Origin of the sequence: Zafaria sp. Z1313 (assembly GCF_050563205.1) — a bacterium.
Taxonomy (GTDB): Bacteria; Actinomycetota; Actinomycetes; order Actinomycetales; family Micrococcaceae; genus JAZDCJ01.
The window spans coordinates 92,627-117,201 of sequence record NZ_JBNWUK010000006.1 but is presented as its reverse complement, the minus strand read 5'-3'; the positions used below and the strand labels follow the sequence as shown (position 1 = coordinate 117,201).

Annotated in this window: 27 protein-coding genes and 1 pseudogene; 10 read left to right on the top strand and 18 right to left on the bottom strand. The window is 72.3% G+C overall.

Going from position 1 to position 24,575, the window contains the following annotated elements:
* Positions 1-17: 17 nt before the first annotated feature.
* The 4 genes from ACQ3I4_RS08245 to ACQ3I4_RS08230 all read left to right on the top strand — a co-directional run bounded on the left by ACQ3I4_RS08245 (position 18) and on the right by ACQ3I4_RS08230 (position 3,088).
* Positions 18-425 (top strand): phage holin family protein, encoded by a 408-nt coding sequence (locus tag ACQ3I4_RS08245; protein WP_329861206.1) that lies wholly within the window; start codon positions 18-20, stop codon positions 423-425.
* A gap of 18 nt (positions 426-443) precedes the next feature.
* Positions 444-1,700 (top strand): MFS transporter, encoded by a 1,257-nt coding sequence (locus ACQ3I4_RS08240; RefSeq protein ID WP_430633308.1) that lies wholly within the window; start codon positions 444-446, stop codon positions 1,698-1,700.
* 249 nt (positions 1,701-1,949) lie between these two features.
* Positions 1,950-2,468 carry a helix-turn-helix domain-containing protein gene (locus ACQ3I4_RS08235; protein ID WP_329861209.1) on the top strand — a complete coding sequence of 173 codons (519 nt, stop codon included), beginning with the start codon at positions 1,950-1,952 and terminating at the stop codon, positions 2,466-2,468.
* Between the two features lie 47 nt (positions 2,469-2,515).
* Complete coding sequence (locus tag ACQ3I4_RS08230; RefSeq protein ID WP_430633307.1) at positions 2,516-3,088, top strand: PIN domain-containing protein; 573 nt, start codon at positions 2,516-2,518, stop codon at positions 3,086-3,088.
* 94 nt (positions 3,089-3,182) lie between these two features.
* Here the strand turns inward: ACQ3I4_RS08230 and ACQ3I4_RS08225 are convergent, their stop codons facing one another.
* Both ACQ3I4_RS08225 and ACQ3I4_RS08220 read right to left on the bottom strand, forming a co-directional pair.
* Positions 3,183-4,676 (bottom strand): hypothetical protein, encoded by a 1,494-nt coding sequence (locus tag ACQ3I4_RS08225; protein WP_430633306.1) that lies wholly within the window; start codon positions 4,674-4,676, stop codon positions 3,183-3,185.
* Entirely contained in the window at positions 4,673-4,966 is a 294-nt protein-coding gene (locus tag ACQ3I4_RS08220) for a hypothetical protein (RefSeq protein WP_430633305.1), read from the bottom strand. Before ACQ3I4_RS08220 ends, ACQ3I4_RS08225 begins: the two co-directional genes overlap by 4 nt.
* Before the next feature lie 177 nt (positions 4,967-5,143).
* On the opposite strand from ACQ3I4_RS08220, the gene purB reads away from it, so the two are divergent.
* Complete coding sequence (gene purB, locus ACQ3I4_RS08215) at positions 5,144-6,553, top strand: adenylosuccinate lyase (RefSeq protein ID WP_430633304.1); 1,410 nt, start codon at positions 5,144-5,146, stop codon at positions 6,551-6,553.
* A 19-nt stretch (positions 6,554-6,572) separates the two neighbouring features.
* Here the strand turns inward: purB and ACQ3I4_RS08210 are convergent, their stop codons facing one another.
* The 5 genes from ACQ3I4_RS08210 to ACQ3I4_RS08190 form a co-directional block, all read right to left on the bottom strand.
* Entirely contained in the window at positions 6,573-7,187 is a 615-nt protein-coding gene (locus tag ACQ3I4_RS08210) for a response regulator transcription factor (protein WP_430633303.1), read from the bottom strand.
* Entirely contained in the window at positions 7,181-8,269 is a 1,089-nt protein-coding gene (locus tag ACQ3I4_RS08205; RefSeq protein ID WP_430633302.1) for a sensor histidine kinase, read from the bottom strand. Before ACQ3I4_RS08205 ends, ACQ3I4_RS08210 begins: the two co-directional genes overlap by 7 nt.
* A complete protein-coding gene (locus ACQ3I4_RS08200; RefSeq protein WP_329861220.1) occupies positions 8,266-9,018 on the bottom strand; it encodes an ABC transporter permease in 753 nt (250 codons plus the stop codon). Before ACQ3I4_RS08200 ends, ACQ3I4_RS08205 begins: the two co-directional genes overlap by 4 nt.
* Entirely contained in the window at positions 9,015-9,974 is a 960-nt protein-coding gene (locus tag ACQ3I4_RS08195) for an ABC transporter ATP-binding protein (protein WP_430633301.1), read from the bottom strand. Before ACQ3I4_RS08195 ends, ACQ3I4_RS08200 begins: the two co-directional genes overlap by 4 nt.
* 75 nt (positions 9,975-10,049) lie before the next feature.
* Positions 10,050-10,445 carry a DUF2695 domain-containing protein gene (locus tag ACQ3I4_RS08190; RefSeq protein ID WP_430633300.1) on the bottom strand — a complete coding sequence of 132 codons (396 nt, stop codon included), beginning with the start codon at positions 10,443-10,445 and terminating at the stop codon, positions 10,050-10,052.
* A gap of 154 nt (positions 10,446-10,599) precedes the next feature.
* Between ACQ3I4_RS08190 and ACQ3I4_RS08185 the strand changes: the two genes are divergently transcribed.
* Together ACQ3I4_RS08185 and ACQ3I4_RS08180 are read left to right on the top strand one after the other, a co-directional pair.
* Positions 10,600-11,037 (top strand): acyl-CoA thioesterase, encoded by a 438-nt coding sequence (locus ACQ3I4_RS08185; protein ID WP_329861226.1) that lies wholly within the window; start codon positions 10,600-10,602, stop codon positions 11,035-11,037.
* Positions 11,038-11,049: 12 nt separating this feature from the next.
* Positions 11,050-11,709, top strand: a complete 660-nt coding sequence (locus ACQ3I4_RS08180) for a GAP family protein (RefSeq protein ID WP_430633299.1) — start codon at positions 11,050-11,052, stop codon at positions 11,707-11,709.
* On the opposite strand, the gene ACQ3I4_RS08175 is transcribed toward ACQ3I4_RS08180, so the two are convergent.
* Positions 11,633-12,841: an aminotransferase class I/II-fold pyridoxal phosphate-dependent enzyme gene (locus tag ACQ3I4_RS08175; RefSeq protein ID WP_430633298.1), complete on the bottom strand. Its 1,209-nt coding sequence runs from the start codon at positions 12,839-12,841 to the stop codon at positions 11,633-11,635. The genes ACQ3I4_RS08180 and ACQ3I4_RS08175 overlap by 77 nt on opposite strands.
* 69 nt (positions 12,842-12,910) lie before the next feature.
* Between ACQ3I4_RS08175 and ACQ3I4_RS08170 the strand changes: the two genes are divergently transcribed.
* The gene (locus tag ACQ3I4_RS08170; protein ID WP_329861229.1) at positions 12,911-13,147 is read left to right on the top strand and encodes a PLD nuclease N-terminal domain-containing protein; all 237 of its coding nucleotides are present in this window, start codon (positions 12,911-12,913) and stop codon (positions 13,145-13,147) included.
* A gap of 1 nt (position 13,148) precedes the next feature.
* On the opposite strand, the gene ACQ3I4_RS08165 is transcribed toward ACQ3I4_RS08170, so the two are convergent.
* On the bottom strand, positions 13,149-13,964 hold the full coding sequence (locus ACQ3I4_RS08165) for an oxygenase MpaB family protein (protein WP_430633297.1): 816 nt from the start codon (positions 13,962-13,964) through the stop codon (positions 13,149-13,151).
* Between the two features lie 64 nt (positions 13,965-14,028).
* Here ACQ3I4_RS08165 and ACQ3I4_RS08160 point away from each other — a divergent pair, with 64 nt between their 5' ends.
* On the top strand, positions 14,029-14,517 hold the full coding sequence (locus ACQ3I4_RS08160; RefSeq protein ID WP_430633296.1) for a septum formation family protein: 489 nt from the start codon (positions 14,029-14,031) through the stop codon (positions 14,515-14,517).
* Between the two features lie 83 nt (positions 14,518-14,600).
* Here the strand turns inward: ACQ3I4_RS08160 and ACQ3I4_RS08155 are convergent.
* The 8 genes and pseudogenes from ACQ3I4_RS08155 to ACQ3I4_RS08120 form a co-directional block, all read right to left on the bottom strand.
* Positions 14,601-15,388: pseudogene (locus ACQ3I4_RS08155) on the bottom strand (amidohydrolase family protein); the annotation flags it as partial.
* A gap of 28 nt (positions 15,389-15,416) precedes the next feature.
* On the bottom strand, positions 15,417-16,892 hold the full coding sequence (rlmN, locus tag ACQ3I4_RS08150) for a 23S rRNA (adenine(2503)-C(2))-methyltransferase RlmN (RefSeq protein WP_329861234.1): 1,476 nt from the start codon (positions 16,890-16,892) through the stop codon (positions 15,417-15,419).
* A gap of 200 nt (positions 16,893-17,092) precedes the next feature.
* Positions 17,093-17,716 (bottom strand): DedA family protein, encoded by a 624-nt coding sequence (locus ACQ3I4_RS08145; protein WP_430633295.1) that lies wholly within the window; start codon positions 17,714-17,716, stop codon positions 17,093-17,095.
* A complete protein-coding gene (locus ACQ3I4_RS08140) occupies positions 17,713-18,795 on the bottom strand; it encodes a hypothetical protein (RefSeq protein WP_430633294.1) in 1,083 nt (360 codons plus the stop codon). The genes ACQ3I4_RS08145 and ACQ3I4_RS08140 overlap by 4 nt, the downstream gene beginning before the upstream one ends.
* A gap of 109 nt (positions 18,796-18,904) precedes the next feature.
* Complete coding sequence (locus tag ACQ3I4_RS08135; protein ID WP_329861239.1) at positions 18,905-19,324, bottom strand: DUF779 domain-containing protein; 420 nt, start codon at positions 19,322-19,324, stop codon at positions 18,905-18,907.
* Between the two features lie 115 nt (positions 19,325-19,439).
* Entirely contained in the window at positions 19,440-20,471 is a 1,032-nt protein-coding gene (gene adhP / locus ACQ3I4_RS08130) for an alcohol dehydrogenase AdhP (protein WP_430633293.1), read from the bottom strand.
* A gap of 111 nt (positions 20,472-20,582) precedes the next feature.
* Complete coding sequence (gene exaC / locus ACQ3I4_RS08125) at positions 20,583-22,106, bottom strand: acetaldehyde dehydrogenase ExaC (protein ID WP_329861243.1); 1,524 nt, start codon at positions 22,104-22,106, stop codon at positions 20,583-20,585.
* 304 nt (positions 22,107-22,410) lie between these two features.
* A complete protein-coding gene (locus ACQ3I4_RS08120) occupies positions 22,411-23,748 on the bottom strand; it encodes a GAF domain-containing protein (RefSeq protein ID WP_430633292.1) in 1,338 nt (445 codons plus the stop codon).
* A 180-nt stretch (positions 23,749-23,928) separates the two neighbouring features.
* Here ACQ3I4_RS08120 and ACQ3I4_RS08115 point away from each other — a divergent pair, with 180 nt between their 5' ends.
* On the top strand, positions 23,929-24,348 hold the full coding sequence (locus ACQ3I4_RS08115; RefSeq protein ID WP_329861246.1) for a VOC family protein: 420 nt from the start codon (positions 23,929-23,931) through the stop codon (positions 24,346-24,348).
* Positions 24,349-24,370: 22 nt separating this feature from the next.
* On the opposite strand, the gene ACQ3I4_RS08110 is transcribed toward ACQ3I4_RS08115, so the two are convergent.
* A complete protein-coding gene (locus ACQ3I4_RS08110) occupies positions 24,371-24,538 on the bottom strand; it encodes a hypothetical protein (protein WP_329861247.1) in 168 nt (55 codons plus the stop codon).
* Between the last annotated feature and the right edge of the window lie 37 nt (positions 24,539-24,575).

Here is a 24,575-nt window from a genome sequence, read left to right as displayed (position 1 = left end):
TGTGTGAGGATGGGGGCATGCTGAGTTTCGTCGTCCGCGTCATCGTCAACGCCCTGGCCCTCGCCGCCGCGGCCTGGATCCTGCCCGGCATCACCGTCGGCTCGGAGGCCGCCACGCGGGCGACGGGCAACGAAACGGCCGGCGTCGTGCTCTCCTACCTGTTCGTGGGCCTCGTCTTCGGGCTCGTGAACGCGGTGGTGCGGCCGGTCATCGGCTTCCTCTCGCTGCCCATCACGTGCCTGACCCTGGGCCTGTTCGCGATCATCCTCAATGCCGCCATGCTGATGCTGACGTCGTGGATCACCGGCTACACGCCGATCGGCTTCCACGTCGAGACGTTCTTCTGGGACGCCGTGCTCGGCTCCATCATCATCAGCGTGGTCTCCGCGGTCATCGGCTGGGTCCTGCCCGGCCGCCGCGACTAGACGCGGACCGGGACCACCGTGGACCGCAGGCCGGCGCGGCGGACGGCCGGACCCGGACTGCTCGCCGTCCTGCTCGGCGCCGTGGGCATCGGCCCGCTCCTGACGTACGGGCTGAGCGCCACGAGCGACCTGGTCATCGCCGACCTCGGCATCAGCGCCGCGCAGTTCGGCCTGCTGGCGACGGCCTGCTTCGCGTGCGCAGCAGTCGGCAACGCGGCCCTGGGCCGACTCGCGGACCGGCATTCCGACCGCGTCCTGATGACCGCCGTCTTCGTCCTGGCCGGGCTGGCCCTGGCGCTCGCCGCCGTCCCCGGCGGCTACTGGCTGCTCCTGGCCGCCACCGGGCTCTCGGGCGTCGCGCAGTCCTTCCCCAACGGCGTCACCAACCGGATCCTGCTCCAACGCGTCCCGGCCGGGCAGCGGATCGGCTGGACGGGGATCAAGCAGTCGGGAGTGCAGGCCAGCCAGCTCGTGGCGAGCCTGGCGTTCCCGGCCCTCGCGGTGTGGATCGGCTGGCGCGGCGCCTCCCTGCTCGGCGCGGTACTCGCCGGCGTCCTCCTGCTCCTGACGCTCCGTGCCCTCTCGGCGGTCCCGCCACTCGCCCTCGACGCCGGCCGCGCGGGCCCGTCCGTCACGCCGGCACCGGCCACGGGCACGACGCCGACCCGTCCCCCGGGCGGCCCGGTACCGTACCGGGAGCAGCACTTCATCATCGCCGCGCTGACCGCCTTCGGCTTCCTCAACGGCCTGGGCGTCCAGGCCACCAATGTGTACCTGCCGCTGTTCGCGGTCCGTGAGCTGGGATTCAGCCTGGTCCTCGGCGGTGCCGCCGCGGCGGCAGCGGGCGCGATCGGCGTGGCAGCGCGCGTGGGCTGGGGACGGGTCATGTCCCGCGGGACGGCCGCCCCGGTCCTCCTGTTGGCCCTGGCGCTCCTGGCGCTGGCCGGGGCGGGCGTGTTCTTCGCCGCCGGCGCCACCGGCATGGCCGGCTTCCTGTGGCTCGCGGTGGCACTGCACGGCGCCTCGGCCCTCGGTGTCTCCGTGGTCCTCATGGCCGCCCTGCTGCGCAGCGTCCCGGCGACGTCGATGGCCTCGGCGAGCGGGATCGTCTCCGCCGGCATGTTCGCGGGCTTCACGCTGGGACCCCTCGTCATGGGTGCGTTCATCGGCGCGACGGGCGGATTCCAGGGCGGATGGGTCGCCGTCGCCGCCACCTATCTGGCATGCGCCGTGCTGGCCGCGTTCCTGATGGCGCGACGGAAGCGGAAGCCGTAGGCCGCGTTGCCCCATCAATCCAGCCTCACAGAACGCCTCAAGCTGACGGTCCTTCTGCATGGTTCTCCGCCCAGCAGGAGACTGCCGTGGCGCCCTTTGGGGCATGCCCCGCTGATGGACGCGCACCGCAGATCATGTCTGGGTATCCGACCAGCCTTCCCGTCCCACTGGACTCGGCCATTCGCCGCGGCTACGATCGAAGAAACGAAAGAAACGAAAGGCCATCGATCGTGATGGGTGAGGGACTCCATGCGTACCAGCGCCGCCAGTAAGGAAACGTTCTTCGCGCCCGAGGCACCGGACACCGGGGAACTCTACGACTTCATCGAGGCCCACACGGCCAAGACGGGATTCCGGCCGGAACCGCGCTTTTTCCTCTCCGGTTCGGAGACCGGGGACCAGGTGGAGATCCCCCACGAGGTCTATCAGGTTCTCGTCAAGGCCGTCGAGGCCATGCGCAAGGGGCTCGCCGTCACTCTCACCCCGAGCTCCCTGACGCTCACGACTCAACAGGCAGCCGAACTCCTGGGCGTCACGCGGCCCACAGTCGTCAGGCTCCTGGACGAGGGCCGGATTCCCTTCGAGAAGCCAGGCACGCACCGCAGGGTCCGGCTCGAGGACGTTCTCGCCTACCAGGAGTCCCGCAAGGAAGAGCAGTACGCGGCCCTTGCCTCTCTGGGCGCCGTGGACGACGAGGACCCCCAGACCACGGCCAACAGGATGAAGGAGGCCCGCCGCGAGGCCGCGCGCCGCCGCAGGACCGCGTGACGGTGACACGATAGGGACGAATGTTCACCGCGCTCTTGGACAGCTGCGTGCTTTGGCCCAGCACGCAACGGGACTTCGTCCTTTCCCTGGCCTTCGAGGGAGCGTACCGTTTCGTCTTCAGCGAGGCGATCCTCAACGAGGTCGAAGTCAATGAGGAGATCAAGCGTCTCGAACGCGGAGACCGCCCTGAGGACGCCCAAGCCAAGGCCCACCACCTGGCTACCCGAATGCGCACCGTCTTCGACGACTCGATCGTCCGTGACTGGGAAGGCCTGGAGGGAACCTATGGCCTTCCGGACCCCGATGACGAACACGTGTTGGCCGCAGCGGTCGTCGCGGGCGCCGGAAGCATCGTCACGGACAACCTGCGCGACTTCCCTCCCGAAATGGTGCCGGCCGGGATCCAGATCGTCAGCGCACGGGACTTCGCCTACGAAACCGTGAGCATGAGCCCCGATCTGGGCCTGGCTGCGGTCCAAGCCATGTCCCGACGGACGGGACGCCACCATCCGGCCCTCGCCGTCTCCGAGATTCTGGCCACCCTCGACAAGCTCTACGGAATGAACGACACGACCGAGATCATCCGCGACCTTCTCCACCCGACGACGGCCCCCGGTTGACCGCGCGGCGCTGACTTGCTGCATGCGCCGCGAGATGGCCGCCATGAAGGCGCCGAATCGCATCGAAGCCATCTCGGCGGCCGGCGATGGCCGTTCACGGTAGCCGGTACCCCTTGGCTCCCCAGGTCCTCCGCTCGCGCTCGTTTCCCGGCCGGGTCGGCGACCCGAGGGGGCCAGGGCCGGGCCGGTCGAGCGCGTGGGGCGTGCTCCGGACGAGCTGCACCGTCCGCACCGTCGCGGTACCCGCCCCGGCGAAGACCGCGCCGAGCGCCGCCTGGGCCTCCACCACCACCGGGTCCGGGGCCGCGTCGTCGATGCCCGCCGCCCCGGCCGTGGGGAGCGCCGCGGCCAGGTGCCGGTAGTTCTCGAGCTTATGGGCCGGCCCGAAGCCGCCCGCGTCGGTCGAGGCGGGATCGACGCCCGGGGCGTAGTCCGCGAAGTACACGGTCACCCTCCCCGCCAGGTCCGGGTTCGGGGCGCCGTCGAGCCCGGGGACCAGATCGTGCTGGTGCTCCAGATGCAACGCCCGCACTCCGTCGGGGAGCTCGATGTTGCCCACCGGCGAGCCGACCGTGACGACGTGCTCCACGTCGTAGATCCCGTTGATCCTCCGATCGGCGGCCAGGTTGGCGGCGTGGATGCCGCCCTGGCTGTATCCCGTGAACACGAGGGCCTCGCCGGGTTCCGCGCCGACCCGCTCGAGCGCCTCCAGCACGGCCGCGGCCGTGTGCTGGCTGCCCAGCCCCGCCGCCTCCACGACCCCGCCCGTGTCCCACGGGTTCAGCTGCCCGGGCACCTGCGGCTGTGTCCCGGGCAGGGAGACGACGTGCACCCTCCCCCGCGGCGTCGGCACGGTGGCCACGCCCAGGGCCCCGTGGCCGGCCCGGTCCATCTCGGCCAGTCGCTGGAGCTCCATCACGGCCTCCAGGTCGCCGCCGAACTGCACGGTCCTCCCCGGAGTCGCCCCGCGCACCTGGACCGGCCCGATCCGGACCCAGCCCATCACCTGCGCGGCTCCCGCCAGCTGCGGATAGAGCCTCTCGGCCACCGTGGTGTCGAAGTCGCCCCCGTGCCGGCGGTCCCGCAGCCTGCCGAGCCCTGCGGCCACGGGGAACGCCGACGGGAAGAGCAGCGGCAGCGCCATGCCGAGCAGCGCCGGCGACTGGTTGATCACGTCCTCCGTGACGCGCGTCGACGGGTAGGGGCCGGGCGACTCGGCCGCGTAGTTCAACAGGAGGACCGGCACGTGCCCGCGCAGCTCGTTGACCCGGCGCTCGACCTCGGCCTCGACGCGCTCGTAGACCTCGCGGCTGGACCGCACGGCGAGCGCGAAGGCCGTCAGCTCCGCTTGTTCAACCCGGGTCGCGAGGCTCGCCCGCCGCAGCCTCGCATCGACGGGATATGCGAAGAGCGGGTCGGAGGCCAGGATCCGCCCCAACGCGGGCCACGAACCGTCGAGCTCGTCGGAGGCCGCCTGGAGCCGAAGCGCGGCGGCGGCCAGCGTGCCGACGGCCCGTTCGAGCTCGGCGAGGCTGAAGTCGGCCCCGCCGATGCCGCCGCGGGTCAGGTACCCGCCCGCGGTGCTCACGGCAGCGTCCCGATCGACGCGCGCAGGAGCGCCGCCAGGAGCTCCTCCCGGGCCGCGGCCGCCTGGCTAGCCGCCACACCGACCTCCGATTCCAGCGCCTGCAGGCCGGCCGACAGGACGGCCAGCTGGAAGGCCACGCGGCGCAACTGCCCATGGAACGCCGTCCCCGCGGCGGACTGCCACCGGATCGACTCCAACTCGAGCAGCAGTGTCCGCGCGCCTCCGACGTGCTCCACGGCCCACCGGGCCCGACGACGCAGCTCCTGCCACGCCTCGTCCGCTCCGCTCATCACTCCCCCTCTCCACCGGCCCCGGCCGGGGCCCTCCCTGTCCACCCACGCTAGGGACGCGGTGCCGCCCGGCCGGGCTCCGGCGTCGTACCTGTGCACCCGGGCCCGCCCACGGGAGCTGTGGAGGGGGCGTCACCGGCTCCGTCCGGCGCCCCCGCCCATGGAAGAATGGGGCCCATGGCTGAATCCGCGCGCTATTCCCTTGCTTCCGAACCCCTGGCCCTCGGCGCCCTCGACGGCCGCTACCGTGCCGCCACCGCCCCGCTGGTGGACTACCTCTCCGAGGCCGCCCTGAACCGCGACCGCGTGCACGTCGAGGTCGAATGGCTCATCCACCTGACCTCGATGTCCGTGCTGCCGGGCACCTCCCCGCTCACCGCGGAGCAGGTCGATGCGCTGCGCGGGATCGTCACCGGGTTCAACGGCGAGTCGGTGACCGAGCTCGCGGAGATCGAGGCTGTCACGGTGCATGACGTCAAGGCCGTCGAGTACTACATCGGCCGCCGCCTGCCCGCGATCGGCATCGAGGACCTCACACCGCTGGTGCACTTCGGCTGCACGAGCGAGGACATCAACAACCTCTCCTACGCCGTGGGCGTCAAGGGAGCGGTCGAAGACGTGTGGCTGCCGGCCGCTCGCTCGCTCGTCGAGCAGATCGGCGCGATGGCCGAGGCGACGCGCGAGATCCCGATGCTCTCCCGCACGCACGGCCAGCCCGCCACGCCGACGACGCTCGGCAAGGAGCTCGCCGTCACCGCGTGGCGCCTGACGCGCCAGCTCGAGCGGATCGCGCGCACCGAGTACCTGGGCAAGATCAACGGGGCCACCGGCACCTACGCCGCCCACTATGCGGCCGTCCCCGGGGCCGACTGGCAGGAGGTCTCGCGCACGTTCGTCGAGGGCCTGGGCCTGGTCTGGAACCCGCTGACCACGCAGATCGAGTCGCACGACTGGCAGGCCGAGCTGTACGCGGACGTGGCCCGGTTCAACCGGATCCTGCACAACTTCTGCACGGACGTGTGGAGCTACATCTCGATCGGCTACTTCGCGCAGATCCCCGTGGCCGGCGCCACCGGTTCCTCGACGATGCCGCACAAGGTCAACCCGATCCGCTTCGAGAACGCGGAGGCGAACCTGGAGATCTCCAACGGCCTCCTGGACACGCTCGCCGCGACGCTCGTGACCTCCCGCTGGCAGCGCGACCTCACGGACTCCTCCTCGCAGCGCAACATCGGCACGGCGTTCGGCCACTCCCTCCTGGCGATCTCCAACGTCGCCAAGGGCCTGGACCGGCTCGATGTCGCCGGGGACGTGCTCGCCGAGGACCTGGACCAGAACTGGGAGGTCCTCGGCGAGGCCATCCAGATGGTGATGCGCGCCGAGGCCGTCGCCGGCGTCGAGGGCATGGAGAACCCGTACGAACGCCTCAAGGACCTCACGCGGGGCCAGCGCGTGGACGCCGCCCGGATGAAGGAGTTCGTCTCCGGGCTGGGCCTGTCCGACGACGCCCGCGACCGCCTCCTGCGCCTCACCCCGGCCACCTACCACGGGATCGCGGACCGGCTCGTGGACCACCTGGGTCGGTAGGACGACGCCGGGGCCGCGCCTACAGCCAACCGCGCTCGGCCGCCGTCTTCGCCGCCGCGATCCGGTTGGCGGACCCGGTCTTGCCGATGGCGGCCGAGAGGTGGTTGCGCACGGTCCCGGCCGAGAGGTGCACGCGGGCCGCGATCGAGGCGACCGGCAGGCCGTCCCGGGCCAGCGCCAGCACCTCGCGTTCCCGTTCGCTCAACGGGTTAGAGCCCTCGGCCAGCGACTCGGCCGCCAACTGCGGGTCGACGACGCGCAGGCCGGCATGGACCTTCCGGATCGCCTCCGCGAGCTGGGAGGCCGGCGTGTCCTTGACGACGAAGCCGCTCGCCCCGGCCTCCAACGCGCGGCGCAGGTACCCCGTGCGGCCGAAGGTCGTGACCATCAGCGTGCGGCAGCCCGGGGCGCCGGCGCGCACGGTGGCGGCGGCCTCGATCCCGTCCATGCCCGGCATCTGGATGTCCAGGACGCAGACGTCCACGGCGTGCTCGATCACCGCGTCCAGGACGCCGGTGCCGTCGGGCAGCTCCGCGACGACCTCGAGGTCGCGCTCCAGGTTCAGCAGCGCCGCCATCGCTCCCCTCACGAGCGCCTGGTCGTCGGCAAGCAGCACGCGGATCGTCCTCACCACGCCACCTCCACGCGCGTTCCGCCCCCGGTTCCCGGGCTGACCCGCAGCGAGGCTCCGGCCTCGTCGACGCGCTCGGCCATGCCCCGGCGCCCGTGGCCGGCGGGCGCCGATCCCAGCCCTACGCCGTCGTCCTCCACGGCCATCCGCCGCGGCGAGAACTCGAGCCGGCACCGCTGCGCGCGGGCGTGCCGCAGGACGTTGGTGCCGGCCTCCCGCAGGATCCACCCGAGCGTGGCCTGAAGTTCCGTCCGGACCCCGGCCGGGTCCCCCTCGATGACGACGTCGATGCCTGCGCCTTCCAGCGCCAGCCGCAGTGCGCTGGCCTGCGTCGGCAAGTCGTTCGCGCGCAGCCCGCCGACCGTGGCCCGGACCTCGGCGAGCGCCTCGCGGATGAGTCCGTGCAGCTCGCCCAGCTCCGCCCGTGCCCGGGCCGGGTCCGCGTCCATGATCCGCTCGGCGAGCTCGGCCTTCATCGCGACGACGGTCAGGGTGTGGCCGAGCCCGTCGTGGACGTCGCGGGCGACGCGCTCGCGTTCCGAGACCACGGCCAGGTCCCGGGAGACGGCCTGCCGCTTGGATTCGGAATCCAGGAGGGCCGCCTCGGCCGTGTTGAGCACGAACACCCCGAGCATGATGAACACCAGGAACAGGTACTCCGGCAGCATCCCGGCGAGCGCCAGGAGGGCCGTCGTCCCGGCCGTGGCCCCGAGCCCGACGATCCAACCGCCCTTCCGCGGCAGGATGTAGCAGGCGTAGCCGACGACGTAGGGGGACATGAACAGGGCCGCGAAGCCGATGAGCGGGGCCGCCGCGGCGATGATGGCGCACAGGACGGCCAGCCCCACCCAGTTCCAGTGCCGGAACCCGAGCCGGTAGTCGCGCGGGCCCTGCAGGACGAGGAACGCCGCGAGGTAGACCGCGCCGAACAGGACCACGAGGAGCAGCCCGAGCGCCGTCAGCGCCGGTGCCAGCCCGGCGCCGAGCACGGCGAAGACCGTGTAGGCCAGGAAGACCAGCCAGACGCCGGGCATGAGCCAGCCGTACCGCTCCCAGGCGTTCAGGCGCGGTCCGTCGGCGCTCATTGCCGCCGCCGTCCCCGCTGCACGCCCACGACCGCCGCCGCTCCGAACACCAACGCCCAGGCCACGACGTTGGCCAGCAGCAGGGCGAGCGAATCCGGTTCGACGTCCGCGGCGGCCTGGCGGCCTTCCATGAGCGGCCAGCGGACGAGCCCCACGAACCCGTACATCGGCGTGAAGCGCGCGAAGTCCAGCATGGCGCCGCTGAGCGGCATGAACACGTTGCCGACGAAGGACATGAGCACGAGGACGCCCGTCGCGACGCCGAGCGCGGACTCGCTCTTGAAGAGCATCGCGACGGAGAAGCCGAAGAGCGCGAACACCGAGGCCCCGGCGAGGGTGAGCAGGAAGGTCGCGAGCCACATCCCGCCCGGGGCGACGGCGCCGGTGGCCAGGCCGCCGAGGTGCACGACCCCGATGCTGGCCGCGGTGATCGCCAGGGCGGTCAGGACCTTGCCCACGACGACGGACGCGGGGCTCACGGGGGTCAGCCCGACCTGCCGGCCCCAGCCCTGCATCTGTTCGACGGCGGCGCCGCCGGTCGCCGTCGTCGCGGCGAGCGCCGCGCCGTAGGCGGCCATGGAGCTCATGACGTAGAACGCGACGTTGGAGTCGCCGATCGGCTGGTCTCCCGAGCTGATCGAGACGCCGAAGACGAGGTACATCACGAGCGGCATGAGCAACACGAACATGATGTTGGAGGTGTCCCGCAGCTGGCGGGTCAGGTCGATGCGGAGATAGGTGGCGTTCATCGGAGGCTCCTCGGTGCCGGTTCGTTCTCGAGGCCCGCGGTCAGGTCCACGAAGGCCGCCTCGAGGCTCGGCGACGAGACCTCGAGGTCATGCGCCCCGAAGTCCCGCAACAGGGCCAGGGCGAGGGCGTCGGAGTCGGTGGTGACCACGGAGACCCTTGAGCCGTTGCGTTCAAGGCGGCGGACCCCGGGCTGGGACCGCAGCCGATCGAGCACCGCGTCCGCTCCGTCCTCGAGGCCCGGCACGGCCGCGGAGACCGTGCGGCCCGCGGCCATGGAGCGGACCTGGGCCGTGGGGCCGTCGGCCGCGATGCGCCCCTTGACGATCAGCACCGTGCGGTGGGCGAACTGCTCGGCCTCCTCCAGGTAGTGGGTCGCGAAGACCACGGTCCGGCCGGAGTCGGCGTCCTGGCGCATGGTGTCCCAGAACTCGCGGCGCGCGTTGACGTCCATGCCCGCCGTCGGCTCGTCGAGGATCAAGAGGTCCGGGTCCGGCAGCAGGGCGAGCGCGAACTTGAGCCGCTGCTGTTCGCCGCCGGAGCACTTGGAGACCTTCCGTCCGGCGATGCGGGCGATGTCCGTGCGGTCCATGACCTCCTCCACCCGCCCCTTGGCCCCGTGGAGGGACGCGATCGACAGGACCGTTTCCCGCACGGTGAGGTCGCGGAGCAGGCCGCCGGTCTGCAGCACCGCCGAGACCCGCCCGGCGCGGACCGCCTGCCGCGGGTTCAGTCCCAGCACCTCGGCCGTGCCGCCGTCGGGATCGGTGAGGCCCAGGACCATGTCGATCGTGGTGGTCTTGCCCGCCCCGTTGGGGCCGAGGAAGGCCACGATCTCCCCGGGCTGAACGACGAGGTCCACGCCGGCGACGGCGGCCACCTCGCCTTCCCTGGACTTGAAGCTCTTGCGCAGCCCGCTGAGCCGGATGGCGGAGGGCGCGTCCTCGTGTGCTTTCATGCCTCCAGTCTCCCGCCCGGCGCCGGGATGCGCACGGGGGCGCGGTCACGTGATGCGCATGACACATGTCATCCGCTACCTCCGACGCCGCACGCTCCAGAGGGGGTTCGGCTGCCAGAGGGGGCACGGCTGGGTCGAGCCTTTGCGCACGCCGTGGCAGGCGGGCATCGGTTCCATCACCGGTTCCCCCGCGGCGTCGAACTCGAAGTAGTCGGCATCCAGGTGGTAGGCGTTCCAGAACACCTCGCACTCGCAGCAGCAGGCGCCCATCCGGGCGAGCCGCCGCAGCAGGGCCGTGGCCCGCGGGGCGGCGGCCTCCTGGTACCGCCTCGTGAACCCGTGCCCGCGGCAGCCGAACTCGATCATCCGGTACAGGTAGCACATCAGGCATTCGCCGGCCCGCGGCGCCGTCAGCTCATCGGAGAGCTCGCGCAGCTCCGCCTCGATCTCCGTCAGTCCCTCTGGTCCCATGGCTTCCTCCTCGTTGCTCCCGCGGACCAACGCCCGCTGGAACGAGGATGCCGGGCGGAACCGGCGGCCGGGGCGGCTGCCCACCGGCCGGTGGATTCGCGGCCGCCGCCGGCCACCTGTGGAGGAGGGGCCCGCACCGGGATACCCTCAAGTCATGGACACGGCCGGCGACATCACGTTCCACACCCGCAAGTGGGTGCGCCCGGAGGACCTCAACGCCAACGGCACGCTTTTCGGCGGCAGCCTCCTGCGCTGGATCGACGAGGAGGCGGCGATCTACGCGATCGTCCAGCTGGGCAACGGCCGGGCCGTCACCAAGTACATGTCGGAGATCAACTTCGTCTCCTCCGCCCAGCAGGGCGACCTCATCGAGATGGGGCTGACCGCGACCCGGTTCGGCCGGACCTCCCTGACCATGCGCGCCGAGGTGCGCAACATGTTCACGCGGCAGTCCATCCTGACCATCGAGCAGATCGTCTTCGTCAACCTCGGCGACGACGGGCTCCCGGCCGCCCACGGCTACACGGAGATCACCTACGAACGCGACCGCGTTCCCCACCAGCACCTGCTCCCGCCCGGTCCCGCGGCCTAGCCGGAGCCGGCCGTGCTGCCCGTCATCGGGGAACTGCTCCCCCTCGTCATCGCCTTCTGCCTCAGTCCCCTGCCGCTGATCGCGCTCGTCCTGCTGCTCTCCGGGCGCCGCGGCGCGGCGGCAGCGTTCGCCGCGGGCCGCATCGCCGGCATCGCCGCCGCGGTCGCCCTGTTCACCGTCGCCGCCGACGCCGTCCCGGAGTCGCGGACGGTGACGACGGCGGAAGCGGTGCTGAAGATCCTGCTCGGCACTGGCCTCGTGGTGCTGGCCGCCTCCAAGCTCCCGCTCCGCCCGGGCGCGCGCCCCGCGAAGGGCGGCGAGCTGCCGCAGTGGATGGGATCCCTGGACACCATGCCCCCGGGCCAGGCCCCTCTCCTGGGGTTCGCCGTCAGCGTCGCGAACCCGAAGGAGCTGGCCTTCGCCCTCAGCGCCGGGCTCGCCGTCGGGGAGGCCGCGCTCCCTTTCGGCGCGGCCTCGCTTACCGTGCTCGCCTTCGCGGTGGCCGCCTCCGGCAGCGTGCTGCTGCCGCTGCTCCTGAACAGCGTGGCCCCGCGCGCGTTCGGCCCCGTCCCCGCGGCCCGATTCCCACCGCCTCCTACCGCGGCGCCGCCTGGAACCGCACGATCCGCTCCACCGCCTCCTGAACCGCCGCCCGACCCGCGGCGAAGCTGAGCCGGACCGCCTTCCGCCCGGCCCCGGCGTCGAAATCCGCGCCCGGGACCAGGGCCACGCCCTCCTCCTCCAGCAGCGCGGCGCAATACGCGGCCGAGTCCGGGAATCCGGCCAACGCCTGGCCGAGCTCGGCGTAGAGGTAGAACGCGCCGTCGGCGGGGGCGGCCGGCCCCCAGCCGAGCCGCGGCAGCGCGGCGAGCAGCGCGTCCCGGGTGCCGGCGAACTCGGCGACGGACGCCTCCGCCTCCGCGTAGGAGGCCTCGCCGAACGCGTGCACGGCGGCGGCCTGCGCCGGGGCCGGCGGGCACAGCGCCACGTTCCCGGCGAGCGCGTCGACGGAGGCCAGCAGGTCGTCGGGCACGAGCGCCCAGCCGAGCCGCCACCCCGTCATCCCCCAGTACTTCGAGAAGCTGGAAATCACCACGGACTCCCGCCCGAGCTCCCACGCGCACACCCCGCGCGGGTCCTCGGCGCCCGGGAGCGGGTAGGTGATGCCGTGGTAGATCTCGTCGCTGACCAGGCGCACGCCGGCGTCGGCGCACCATCCGGCCAGGGCCGTGAGCTCGGCGCGGGAGACCATGGTCCCCGTGGGGTTGGCCGGCGAGGCGAGCATGAGGCCGGTGAGCGGACCGTGCTCGCGCGCGGCGGCGTCGAGCAGTTCCGGGGTGGGCTGGTAGCGGGTCGCGGGGCCGCACTCGAGCTCGACGACCTCGACGCCGAGGGCGCGCAGGATGTTCCGGTAGGCGGGGTACCCGGGGCGGGCGAGCGCCACCCGGTCGCCGGGGTTGAAGGCGGCGAGGAACGTCAGCATAAACGCCCCGGAGGAGCCGGTCGTGACGGCGACGTTCCGGGCGGGGACGTCGATCCCGTACCAGCGCCGGTAGTGCCCCGCGATGGCCGCGCGCAGCTCGCCCGTGCCGAGCGCCGGGGTGTAGTTGAGCGTGGTGCCGGAGGCGTGCAGGGCGGCGGCGGCCGCGGAGACCGGGCCGGGCGCGCCGCCGCCGGGTTCGCCGGCGCACAGCGAGACGACGTCGCGCCCCGCGGCCCGCAGCTCGGCGACGCGCTGGAGGATGTCCATGACCTGGAAGGGCGGGACCTGGGCGCGGCTGGCGATGGTCAAGGGCTGGGTCATGGTGCTGCTCCCGGGGTACGACGGCGGACTTCCGCTCCCAGCGTGCCACACCTTGGGTAGGGTGGAGCCATGATCCCCGCCTCCGCGAATCCGCTGCTGCCCGCCGTGTGGGAGTGGACCGTCACGGGGGTCGCCCTGGTCTTCGTCGTCCTCGTCGTGGTGGCCCTGGTCCGGATCGACCGCACCAAGGCCCGGCGCGAGCCGATGGCGACGATGTGGTGGGCGTTGGCGGTCCTGGCGCTGCCCGTCGTCGGGGTCCTCGCCTGGTTCGTCCACGACCGCCGCGCCTCGCGCGGGGCCGCCTGAGTCAGGCGCCGGGCCCGGCCGGCAGCCGGCGCAGGTAGTGGTGCATCGGGGCGTGCCGCAGCCCCCGCGGTAGCCGCGGGTAGAGGACGGCCGCCGTCCGCAGGACCGCGCGGAACACCCGGTCCCGCCAGGGTCCGTAGGGCAGCCCGAATTCCTCCCGCAGGCGCGCCGGCAGCATCCCCGCCGTGAGCACCCGCGCCACGGGCATGGCGGCGCGGATCCAGAACGGCGCGTTCCGGGCCGCGAGCAGCTCCCCCGCCACGCGCCGGACCGCGGGGTCCACTCCCAGCCGGGCCTCGGCGTCGTTCCAGTACCTCCGGAACGCCGCCCGGTCCGCGGGCCAGGCGCCGGCCGGCATCTGCAGGGCGGTGCCGAGGACCGCGTACTCGCGGTAGAGCGCCTCCGCCGCCCGCGGCGGAAGCGGGTCGAAGACCGCCTCGTGGACCAGCAGGGCCGAGTCGTAGAGCGTCGCCGCGACCCAGAGCTGGAGCTCCGGGTTCCGCGCGTCGTAGGCCGGGTGCGTCCCGTCCGCGCCCGCCTCCGAACGGACCGGGGCGTGGGCCCGGTCCACCCACTCGCGCACCGCGGCCGCCTGGCCCGGGGTGCCGTTGGTGAGCGCGTAGATGTAGCTGAGCGTGCCGTGCAGCCGCTTGAGCGGATCGGTTGGGAAGTCCGAATGCCGGGCCACTCCGTGTCCGACCGCGGGGTGGGCGAGCTGCAGCAGGACCGCCCGGCCGGCCGCCAGCAGCAGCACCGATTCCGGCGCGACGTCGGCGATCGCGGCCGGCGCCGGGACGCGCGCGTGGTGGAGGGCCATGGTGCGATGCTATCCGCCCCTCCCTGCCTTATGCTCAGAGCATTCACGACCATGGGGGGAAATCATGAGGCCGGTTGTCGCCGTCCGCGCGCTCGCCTGCGCATCCATCGCCGCACTGCTGTCCGGCTGCTCGTATCTGGGCATCACGCAGGACGCCCCGCGCGGCGTCGATGGCGAGGTGGTCCAGGCCGGCGCGGCCCACGTCGACGCCATCAAGACCGGTGACTGTCTCAACGAGCCCGGCAGCGAGGAGTTCGAGACCGTCGGCGCGATCCCCTGCGGCGAGCCGCACGAGCTCGAGATGTTCCACGCGTTCAACGTCACGCAGGACTCCCTGCCGGACGACGCCGCCTGGGAGCGGATCCTCGACGAGTGCTACGGCGCGGCGTTCACCGAGTTCGCGGGGATCGCGTACGAGGACTCCGGGCTCGACGTGTTCCCCTTCGCGCCGACCGACGAGTCGTGGGCCTTCGGCGACCGGAAGGTCCAGTGCCTCATCGGCGAGGCGACCCTGGAGCCGGTCACGGGAAGCCTGCGCGGCGCCGCCCGCTGACGCGTAGGGTCGGTGGCAGGTGATTCCGCCGCCGTGCGGGCTCTGGTGGTGGCCTAGTAGACCCGCCCGGTGCCCAACACCCTCAGCTCGTCGGCCACGACGCGGCCGGCGTGGATGACGGTGCGGTCGCCGCCCCGGTCCAGCATGTCGCAATTGCCGTAGGGGCTCCAGTAGTCGCGCTGCCCGTCCTCGCCCAGCCCCACGCGGACGCCCGCCCCGGTCAGTTCGGACAGGGACAGCTGCCCCGCGGCGCTGGGTGCCACCGTGGTCAGGGAGATGTCCAGCTCCGCGAACGTCTCGATGAGGCGCCGGCTCACGGCCTCGTTGACGCTCCCCAGCTGGTAGGCGTGGGAGAGGTTGACCCGGCCCTGCATGCCGAGGGCCCGCGTGCGTTCGGCGATCAGCTCGGCGCTGAAGACGCCGAGCGCCCCCGGCTCGTGCAGGTGCACGTCGACGTCCACCTGGTACTTCTCGGCAAGCCCGAAGACCACGTCCAGGTACCCCTTCGGGTCGCGGTCCAGCTCGCAGGGGTCGATCCCTCCCATGACGTCGGCTCCGGCCCGCAGGGCGGCCTCGAGGTGGCCGGCCGTGCCCGGCTCCCGCAGGATCCCGGCCTGCGGGAAGACCATGACGTGGACGTCGGCGGCCCGGTGTGCTCGCGGAACGGCAGCCCGATCCGGGTCGAGTCCAGGTGCACGTGGACATCGGAGAAGGACGGCAACAGGAGCCGGCCGCGCCCCTCGACGACGTCGACCACGTCGCCGGCCGGCCGGCGCTGCGGGTCGTGGGGCAGGACGGCGCGGATCGCGCCGTCCTCGATGACGACGTCGGACGCGGCACCACCCCAGGGGCGCGCGTTGCGGATCAGCATCTCGTGGGACGTCCTCTCGGGGCGGGGGCTACTCGGCCGCCGCGAGCTGCCCGCAGGCCCCGTCGATCTCCTTGCCGCGGGTGTCGCGCAGGGTCGTCGGGATCCCTGCCGCGATGAGCCGGTCGATGAACTCGCGCGTCACGTCCCGCTCCGAGGAGGTCCAGATCGAGCCCGGGGTCGGGTTCAACGGGATGGGATTCACGTGGACCCAGCCGCGGCCGCGCTTGTTGAGCTTCTTCGCCAGGAGCTCGGCGCGCCACGCATGGTCGTTCATGTCCTTGATCAGCGCGTACTCGATGGACACGCGCCGGCCCGTGGCCTGGTAGTAGCCGTACGCCGCGTCGATCGCCTCGTCGACCTTCCAGCGCGAGTTCACGGGGATCAGCTCGTCGCGCAGCTCGTCGTCGGGCGCGTGCAGGCTCAAGGCGAACGTGAACGGCAGCTTCTCCTCGGCGAGCTTGTTGATCGCCGGCACCAGGCCCACGGTGGAGACCGTGATGTTGCGCGCGCTCATGCCCAGGCCCTCCGGGGCCTCGGCGGCCATGCGGTGCACGGCGGCCATGACGCGCTTGTAGTTGGCGAGCGGCTCGCCCATCCCCATGAAGACGATGTTGGTGACGCGCTCGGCGTCGTGCCCGCCGTCGCGGCGCTTCCCGCCGAGGCCGCCGTCGGCGATGTAGCGGTTGGCCTGCACGATCTGGTCCAGGATCTCGGCGGTGGACATGTTGCGGGTCAGCCCCGCCTGCCCGGTCGCGCAGAAGGGGCAGTTCATGCCGCAGCCGCACTGGCTGGACACGCACAGCGTCACGCGGCCGGGATAGCGCATGAGCACGGACTCCACGAGCGAGCCGTCGAAGAGCCGCCACAGGAACTTCACGGTGTCGCCGTTGTCCGTCGTCAGCCGCTTCACCTCGGTCAGGAGGGTCGGGAACATCGCGGCGGCCAGCTCGGCCCGGCGCTCCTGCGGCAGGTCGGTCATGCGCGCCGGATCGGTCGTGTAGTGCTGGAAGTAGTGGACGGAGAGCTGCTTGGCCCGGAAGCCGGGCAGCCCGAGCTCCTTGAGCTTGTCCTGGCGTTCGGCCAGCGTGAGGTCCGCGAGGTGCTGCGGCGGCTGGGAGACGCGCGGTCGCTGCGCGAACTGCAGTTGCGGCCGGCCGTCCGGTCCCATGGCCTGCTTCCACCCCTCAGGCGTCGGCCGGACCTGGGCGCGGCCCTCCCGGCGGGCCCGCAGCTCGGAGACGCGGTCGGAGACCGGCGCCCCGGTGCCCGCTGCGGGGTGGCGCGGCGCGGCCGAACGGTCCGACGGGCGGGTCCCCTCGGCCCCGGCGACACCGGCGAGCGGTCCCGCCGACGGCGCCTCGGGACGGCGCGCGTGGGCGCGCGAGGTCCCGGTCCGGTGGTGCCCGTCCGCGGGGTGCAGTTCCTCGGCGGCGTGCCGGGCGGGCGATCCCGGGCCGGCTGGTTCGTGCTTCCGGTCTTCGGGCTGGGGCTGGGTGGTGGTCATCGCCCCCATTGTCCCACGCATGTCCACCACCGCTCCCTGCGCGGCGCCCGGACACGACCGGCCGGGCGCGCCCGTCAAGCCCTCCGGGCCATGAATGTGGTTAACCGCACGGGGAGGACTCCCCCTTGAGGCCCCCGGCGCGCCACGCCTACGCTCGGCATCATGGCGTCACCCGCCCCTCCGGCGGCGGCGTCCCGCGCCTACCCGTCCCCGCGCCGGCGCCAGCGCGGGATCTGGTGGTTCTCCCACCACGTGATCGCGAAGGTGATGAGCCGCCCCAGGATGAGGGACACGGCGATCGCGAGCACCACGGCGAACTCCGTGGACAGGCTCGGCCACGCCCCGGAGAGCGCGCCGACGCCCACGGAGTAGGCGGACCAGACCACGGAGGCGATCACGGACCACGCCATGAACCGCCGCGTCGCCTGCGGCACGAGCGCCGCCGCGACGTTTATCGTCAGCCGGCCCAGCGGGACGAACCGCGCCGTGAGCACGAGCGGCAGGCCGTTGCGGTCCAGCCGCGCCCGCGCCGCCGCGAAGGTGGACTGCCAGCGCCGGCCCGCGAACACGGGCAGCTCCGTGAGGTTGAAGCGCCGCGCCAACAGGAACGTGGCCGCGTCCCCCGCGACCCCGCCGACGAACATCGCGGCCCCGAGGAGCATCAGGTCCAGCTCGCCCGTGTTGACGGCGAGCGAGCCGAGGGCCACGAACAAGGTGGTGCTGGGCACGGGCGGCAGGAGCGCGGACACCGCGACGAACAGCGCCCCGACGGGGTAGATCCACCAGGAATCCAGTTCCCGCAGCGCCTCCCCCAGCTCGTTCACGGGCGCACCTGCCCCGGCAGGGAGGCCCCGGCGTCGTTCCCGGGGACGACGCCGGAGCCCGGCTCCGGGAGCGCCTCGCCGAGACGCGCGGGGTCGAGTCCCGCGGATGCGACAACGGCCGTCGTGGTGCGGATGAACACCACGAGCCAGGCGAAGACGATGCCCGCCGCCGCGAGTTCGAACGCCGTGAGGTTGTAGTAGCCGAGCGGCGCCCAGAGGTACGCGGCCGCCGCGAGCCCTGCCACCGCGACGACGCTGATGAAGTAGAAGGCGCGCGGGAACCCGGGCAGCCAGACCGGCGCCCCGAGCAGCAGCACCAGCAAGATCGCGGCGAGCGCGCGGACGAAGAAGGAGTGCACGGGATCGAACAGGTTCACGGGGAACAGCCCGATCCCCGCCATGCAGATCCCGCTCGCCAGCAGGCACACGCGCACCACTGAAGGCCGCGGGCGGACCACGCGGCGGCGCTTGCGCCCGGCCGCCGCGTCGCGCGCGTCGAGGAGCCCGGTCCACTGGCGCAGGTCGCGGGTGATGAAGGCGGCGAGGGTCGTGAGGATGATCCCGGAGACGGTGATCGTGGTGTTGAAGGTCCAGAACGAGGTCGTCCCGGCCTGGCCCGTGCCGAGCTCGCTGAACATCGAATGCCACCAGAGCGGGTTCTCGGCGAAGATCATGCTGACGAGCATCGCGGTGCCGGCGATCGTGTCCACGGTGAGGCCGAAGAACGCCTCCTGGAACAGCCGGAACACCACAAGCGCGGACATCACGGCGATCGAGGCGTGCACCACCATGAGCGCGGCGACGTCGACGGCCTGGCGCAGCGCCGGCCGTGTTCCGAGCCAGGCGTGGACGGCGCGCGCGTGCTGGAGGTACCCGGCCAGGAAGGCGCCCGCGACGGCGAGGCCCGCGAGGATGGAGGCGTAGAACGCCACGGAGCCGTCGCCCGCGAGGGCGGGGCGGCGCCCGTGGAAGCCGATGAGCCCCACGAGCACGGACACCGCGGCGGCCGCGGTTCCCGCCCAGATCGCCTGCGATTCGACGGCGACGCGCGGCGCCTCGCGGCGGCCCGGTGCTCCCACGAAACGTCCTCCCCTCGATCGCCGGCTGCTGTCCCTGCCGTCGATTCTGTCACGGGAGGGTGCCGGCTACTCCAGCTCCGCCCGGCGGGAGCGCCGCTCCGGGCGCGGGTCAGGGCCCCTCGGGCTCCATGATCTCGCTCCGGATCAGGAAGCGCTTGCCCTCCGGCGCCTCGACCGAGAACCCGGAGCCGCGCCCCGGAACCACATCGACCGTGAGGTGCGTGTGCTTCCAGTAGTCGAACTGCTCCCGCGACATCCAGAACCCGATCTCGCCCAGCCGGGCCCCGGCGTCGTCCTCCAACTCGAACGTGCCCAGGAGGATGTCCGAGCCGCCCACCTTGAAATCGCCGTCGGGGAAGCACATGGGCGAGGAGCCGTCGCAGCAGCCCCCGGACTGGTGGAACATGAGCGGCCCGTGCCGCGCCCACAACGTGCGCAGCAATGCCACCGCCGACGCACTGAGGGCGACGCGGGAACGCCGCTCTCCCTCGATCTCGGGACGGGCCGCGAGGACGCCGGTCGTGTCCATGGGGTACTCCTTCCGTGGGGCCTTCCCTGCATCGTCCCGCCGCGCACCGCGCGCCACCAGGGGGTGCGACGCCGGACGGCCCACCCGGGGCGGGCCGTCCGGTGCCGTCGGGGTGCTATCCGCGGTGGTCGAACTCGATGACGACGCGGCCGTCGATCTTGGCGTGCTTCATCTCGTCGAACACGGCGTTGACGTCTTCGAGCGGGCGCTTGTGGAAGGTCGGCTTGATCTTGCCGGCCGCGTAGAAGTCGAGCGCCTCGACCATGTCCTGGCGGGTGCCGACGATCGAGCCGCGGATCGTCAGGCCCTTGAGCACGATGTCGAAGATCGGCGCCGGGAAGTCGCCCGAGGGCAGGCCGTTGAAGACGATCGTCCCGCCGCGGCGGGCCATGCCGATCGCCTGGCCGAACGCGGCCGGATGGACGGCCGTGACGAGGACGCCGTGAGCGCCGCCCGTCGCGGCCTGCACGGCCTCGGCCGGGTCCTCGGCGAAAGCGTTGACCGTGACCTCGGCCCCGTGCTTGCGGGCCAATGCGAGCTTCTCCTCCGCGACGTCGACCGCGACCACGCGCATGCCCATGGCGACGGCGTACTGCACGGCGATGTGGCCGAGCCCGCCGATGCCGGAGACCACGACCCACTGGCCCGGGCGGACCTCTGTCTGCTTGAGCCCCTTGTAGACGGTGACTCCGGCGCACAGCACGGGGGCGATCTCGTAGGGGTCGGCACCGTCGGGGATGCGGGCCGCGAAGCGGGCGTCGACGAGCATGTACTCGCCGAACGAGCCGTCCACGGAGTAGCCGCCGTTCTGCTGCGACTCGCACAGCGTCTCCCAGCCCGTGCGGCAGAATTCGCACGTCCCGCAGGCGCTCCACAGCCAGGCGTTGCCGATCAGGTCGCCGACGGCGAGGTCGTCGACGCCCTCGCCGAGCTTCTCCACGGTGCCCACGCCCTCGTGGCCCGGGATGAACGGCGGCGAGGGCTTGACGGGCCAGTCGCCCTCGGCGGCGTGGAGGTCGGTGTGGCACACGCCGCTGGCGATGAGGCGGACGAGGGCCTGGCCCGGTCCGGGCTCCGGGATGGAGGCCGAGGCGACGTCGAGCTCGTCGCCGAAGTTCTTCACGATCGCTGCTTTCATGGTTCCCATGGTGGTGCTCCTTCGAATCGGGGGATGTCGTGGGGCACGGCGGCGCTCCCGCCCTGGGGGATGGGGGCGGTCGGGGGAGACGGCCGGGAGCGCCGCCGCAGGCGTCGGGGCTTAGAAGAAGCCCAGCTTGTCGGGGCTGTAGGACACCAGCAGGTTCTTGGTCTGCTGGTAGTGGTCCAGCATCATCAGGTGGTTCTCCCGTCCGATGCCGGAGGACTTGTATCCGCCGAACGCCGCATGCGCCGGGTAGGCGTGGTAGTTGTTGACCCACACGCGGCCGGCCTGGATCTCGCGTCCCGCACGGTAGGCGGTGCCCCCGTCGCGCGACCAGACGCCGGCGCCGAGGCCATAGAGGGTGTCGTTGGCGATCTTCAGCGCGTCGTCGTAGCCGCTGAAGCGGGCCACGGAGACGACGGGACCGAAGATCTCCTCCTGGAAGATCCGCATGGAGTTGTCGCCCTCGAAGATCGTTGGCTGCACGTAGTAGCCGCCGGCCAGGTCGCCGTCGAGCTCGGCCCGGGCACCACCTGTGAGGACCTTGGCGCCCTCCTGCTTGCCGATGTCGATGTAGGAGAGGATCTTCTCGAGCTGGTCGTTGGAGGCCTGGGCGCCCATCATGGTGTTCGTGTCGAGCGGATTGCCCTGCACGATCGCCTGGGTCCGGGCCGTGACGTCGCCGAGGAAGCGGTCGTAGATGGAGTCCTGGACGAGCGCGCGGGATGGGCAGGTGCAGACCTCGCCCTGGTTGAGCGCGAACATCGTGAAGCCCTCCTGGGCCTTGTCGTAGAACGCGTCGTCCGCGGCGGCGATGTCCTCGAAGAAGATGTTGGGGCTCTTGCCGCCGAGCTCGAGCGTCACGGGGATCAGGTTCTCGGAGGCGTACTGCATGATGAGCCGGCCGGTGGTGGTCTCGCCCGTGAAGGCGATCTTGCGGATCCGCTTGTTGGAGGCGAGCGGCTTGCCGGCCTCGAGGCCGAATCCGTTGACGATGTTCACGACGCCCGGGGGCAGGAGGTCGCCGATGATCTCCATGAGGACCAGGATCGACGCCGGCGTCTGCTCGGCGGGCTTGAGGACCACGGCGTTGCCGGCGGCCAGGGCGGGGGCGAGCTTCCAGACGGCCATGAGGATCGGGAAGTTCCAGGGGATGATCTGCCCGACGACGCCGAGCGGTTCGTGGAAGTGGTAGGCCGTGGTGTTCTCGTCGAGCTGGGAGAGGCTGCCCTCCTGGGCGCGGATGGCGCCGGCGTAGTAGCGGAAGTGGTCGACGGCGAGGGGCAGGTCCGCGTTGAGGGTCTCGCGGACGGCCTTGCCGTTGTCCCACGTCTCGGCGACGGCGAGGACCTCGAGGTTCTCCTCGATGCGGTCGGCGATCCGGTGCAAGACGAGCGCGCGCTCGGCGGGGCTGGTCCGGCCCCAGGCGGGGGCGGCTCCGTGGGCGGCGTCGAGGGCCGCCTCGATGTCCTCGGCCGTGCCGCGGCCGACCTCGGTGAAGACCTGGCCCGTGACCGGGGAGACGTTCTCGAAGTACTCGCCCTTGACGGGCGCCTTCCATTCGCCGCCGATGTAGTGCTCGTAGCGCGGCTTGAACGTGACGATCGATCCCTCGGTACCTGGCTGGGCGTAGACGGTCATGGCAACTCCTTTGTTGACTCCGGTCCTGCTTGCGGCTGCGGCCGCGGCAACGGCCGTTGCGTGATGTATGTCACGCTACGCCCGGCGACGTTGCATCGAGGTTGCATGAGGGTCCGCCCTTAGCATCCTGCGCCACCGGCCCGCGCCCTGTGGCCGCCCGCCGGCATCATGGCGCCAACACTTCTTCCCACTTCCCGCTCCGCCAGGCGCACGAAACACGGCGTGTCGCGCGGACACGCCGTGCCGTGATGGCGAGAAGTGGGAACCTCTCCATGCGGAACGGCGCCGCCCCGTCCAGCGGACCTTAGCCGCGTCTTGCTCCGGCCACCTGCTGCAGTCGCTCCAACCGCGCCACCACGAACGCCCTGTGGGGCGAGCGCCGCGGAAGGACCTGAAGCGCCGTAGCCAAGGCATCGGCGTCGTCCGCGGCTTCCGGAAGATCGAGGTAGGCCAGGAGCTCGTCCGGCCCCGCATCGCCCACCACGGATTCGCGGAGCGCGGCCGAGACCTCGGCCCGGATCCGGGCGATTCCGGGAGCCTCGGACCGCGGGAGCAACTCGCCGCCGTACATGGCCAGGGCCTCCGCATGACGACCCTGGGCGAGCCGTTCCAGCACGAGCCGGGCGTCCAGGTCCACGGAGGCGTCGAGGCGATACGGTTTGGACGCCAGCTCCGGCGCGGCCCCCGGACCGCTCCACGCGGCGAGCGCGCGGCGGAGGCGGACCATCTCCGCGCGCAATGTCACCGCCTGGCCTGCATCACCGAACAGGGCCGCCGCGAGCTCGTCGGCCCGCAGGCCACCGCCGTGCCACGCGAGCAGCGTCATGATCTCCGAGTGCCGCCCGCCCAGACGCAGCTCGGCGCCATCACGGGACAGGAGTCCGTCGTCATGCCCCAGGACGCGCAGCCGCAACGTCCGTGCGGTGCCACCGCCGGCGCCGGCTGACCAACCGCCGCTCCACGCGCCACCACGCGCCGGAGGGGGCGCGGAAGCGGTCGCCGGTTCCTGCAGCCGCAGCTCGGCCTCGGCGGCGGCGACGGCCGCGTGCAGGAGCGAGAGTGAATGCGCCGCGACGGCATCCGCGTTGCCGGTCAGGTCCACGACGCCGAGGATCCGCCCGGTCACGGGACACGTAATGGGCACCGCGGTGCAGCTCCAGCGGTGCGCGATGCGGCTGAAGTGCTCGGCCCCGCTGACCTGCACGCCCCGGCCGGTCGCCAGCGCCGTCCCGGGGGCGGAGGTTCCCACGGAGCGCTCGGACCAGTCGGCTCCCGGCACGAACGCCATGGCCTCGGCCCGGCGCACGGCCTCCGGATCCCCCTCGACCCACAGGAGCCGTCCGGCCTCGTCGCCGACGGCCACGAGCAGGCCGGTGTCCCGCGCGGGCTGGATGAGGAGGCGTTCGAAGACGGGCATCACGCCGGCGAGCCGGTGACCGGACCGGTACGCGGCCAACTCAGGGCCGGCGAGGCCGAGGACGGGTTCCACATGGTCCGGATCGGGAAGCACGGCCAGGGACCGCTGCCACGAGTCGCGCACCACGGGGCGCAGGCCGTCGAGGGCACCGCCCTGGCCCAGCACTGCGTGGGCGGCCTGGGCGCGGCGCTGCAGCGTCCGCGAGGCGGGCGTGGCGATCGGCATCTGGCATCCTCCGCTGCGCTGGGGTCGGTGCCCGCGGTCCGGGCGCCGGGATGCTGGTGTGGTCTACGGCACAGTCTAGGGCAGATCGGGGCCGCATGGACCTTGGCAGGAGGGTCCGGGAGTGGAAGGCTGGACGCGTCCGCGCCGGGGGTCCGCCCGGCGCCCCGGGAAAGGACCGCCATGCCCAGCATGATCTTCGTCAACCTGCCCACGCGCGACCTCGAGCGCTCCGACGCGTTCTACGGAGCGCTCGGCTTCACCAAGAACCCCGACTTCTCCGACGAGAACGCGAGCTCCTGGATGATCAGCGACTCGATCTTCGTCATGGTGCTCAAGGAGGCGTTCTACTCGTCGTTCCTGCGCGGCGGAGACGTCGCGGCGTTCGGCGAGGGATCCAAGCAGATGCTCAACGCGCTCTCCTGCGCCTCCGTGGAGGAGGTGGACCGGCTCGCCGAGACCGCGGCCGCCACCGGCGGCGCGATCTACCGCCAGCCCGCCGAGGAGGTGCCGGGAATGATGTACGGCGGCGCCGTGACGGACCCGGACGGCCACGTCTGGGAGCTCGCCTGGATGGACTTCTCCGGCGGCGCTCCGCAGTAGCGGGAACGACGCCGGAGCCCGGCTATCCCGTGCAGGCCTCGTTGGAGCAGCCGGCGTCGCGGGGGACCCAGTGCGCGTCCGAGGCGCCCTTGTCCTCCCAGACGATGTGCCGGTGCTGCCCGCAGCGTTCGCAGGCCGGTGCGACGTAGGACGCCTTCTCGGCGTCCGTGTAGGTGCGGTATTCGCCCATGACAACCTCCCGTGAATGGGTGCGTACCGCCACTCTA

Bases quoted from the DNA above. Each gene is read 5' to 3' on its own strand.
- ACQ3I4_RS08245 (WP_329861206.1), top strand. From the start codon at position 18: ATGCTGAGTTTCGTCGTCCGCGTCATCGTCAACGCCCTGGCCCTCGCC.
- ACQ3I4_RS08235 (WP_329861209.1), top strand. From the start codon at position 1,950: ATGCGTACCAGCGCCGCCAGTAAGGAAACGTTCTTCGCGCCCGAGGCA.
- ACQ3I4_RS08220 (WP_430633305.1), bottom strand. From the start codon at position 4,966: ATGAGCGGAGCGGACGAGGCGTGGCAGGAGCTGCGTCGTCGGGCCCGG.
- purB (WP_430633304.1), top strand. From the start codon at position 5,144: ATGGCTGAATCCGCGCGCTATTCCCTTGCTTCCGAACCCCTGGCCCTC.
- ACQ3I4_RS08205 (WP_430633302.1), bottom strand. From the start codon at position 8,269: ATGAGCGCCGACGGACCGCGCCTGAACGCCTGGGAGCGGTACGGCTGG.
- ACQ3I4_RS08200 (WP_329861220.1), bottom strand. From the start codon at position 9,018: ATGAACGCCACCTATCTCCGCATCGACCTGACCCGCCAGCTGCGGGAC.
- ACQ3I4_RS08195 (WP_430633301.1), bottom strand. From the start codon at position 9,974: ATGAAAGCACACGAGGACGCGCCCTCCGCCATCCGGCTCAGCGGGCTG.
- ACQ3I4_RS08190 (WP_430633300.1), bottom strand. From the start codon at position 10,445: ATGGGACCAGAGGGACTGACGGAGATCGAGGCGGAGCTGCGCGAGCTC.
- ACQ3I4_RS08185 (WP_329861226.1), top strand. From the start codon at position 10,600: ATGGACACGGCCGGCGACATCACGTTCCACACCCGCAAGTGGGTGCGC.
- ACQ3I4_RS08175 (WP_430633298.1), bottom strand. From the start codon at position 12,841: ATGACCCAGCCCTTGACCATCGCCAGCCGCGCCCAGGTCCCGCCCTTC.
- ACQ3I4_RS08170 (WP_329861229.1), top strand. From the start codon at position 12,911: ATGATCCCCGCCTCCGCGAATCCGCTGCTGCCCGCCGTGTGGGAGTGG.
- ACQ3I4_RS08165 (WP_430633297.1), bottom strand. From the start codon at position 13,964: ATGGCCCTCCACCACGCGCGCGTCCCGGCGCCGGCCGCGATCGCCGAC.
- ACQ3I4_RS08160 (WP_430633296.1), top strand. From the start codon at position 14,029: ATGAGGCCGGTTGTCGCCGTCCGCGCGCTCGCCTGCGCATCCATCGCC.
- rlmN (WP_329861234.1), bottom strand. From the start codon at position 16,892: ATGACCACCACCCAGCCCCAGCCCGAAGACCGGAAGCACGAACCAGCC.
- ACQ3I4_RS08135 (WP_329861239.1), bottom strand. From the start codon at position 19,324: ATGGACACGACCGGCGTCCTCGCGGCCCGTCCCGAGATCGAGGGAGAG.
- adhP (WP_430633293.1), bottom strand. From the start codon at position 20,471: ATGGGAACCATGAAAGCAGCGATCGTGAAGAACTTCGGCGACGAGCTC.
- exaC (WP_329861243.1), bottom strand. From the start codon at position 22,106: ATGACCGTCTACGCCCAGCCAGGTACCGAGGGATCGATCGTCACGTTC.
- ACQ3I4_RS08120 (WP_430633292.1), bottom strand. From the start codon at position 23,748: ATGCCGATCGCCACGCCCGCCTCGCGGACGCTGCAGCGCCGCGCCCAG.
- ACQ3I4_RS08115 (WP_329861246.1), top strand. From the start codon at position 23,929: ATGCCCAGCATGATCTTCGTCAACCTGCCCACGCGCGACCTCGAGCGC.
- ACQ3I4_RS08110 (WP_329861247.1), bottom strand. From the start codon at position 24,538: ATGGGCGAATACCGCACCTACACGGACGCCGAGAAGGCGTCCTACGTC.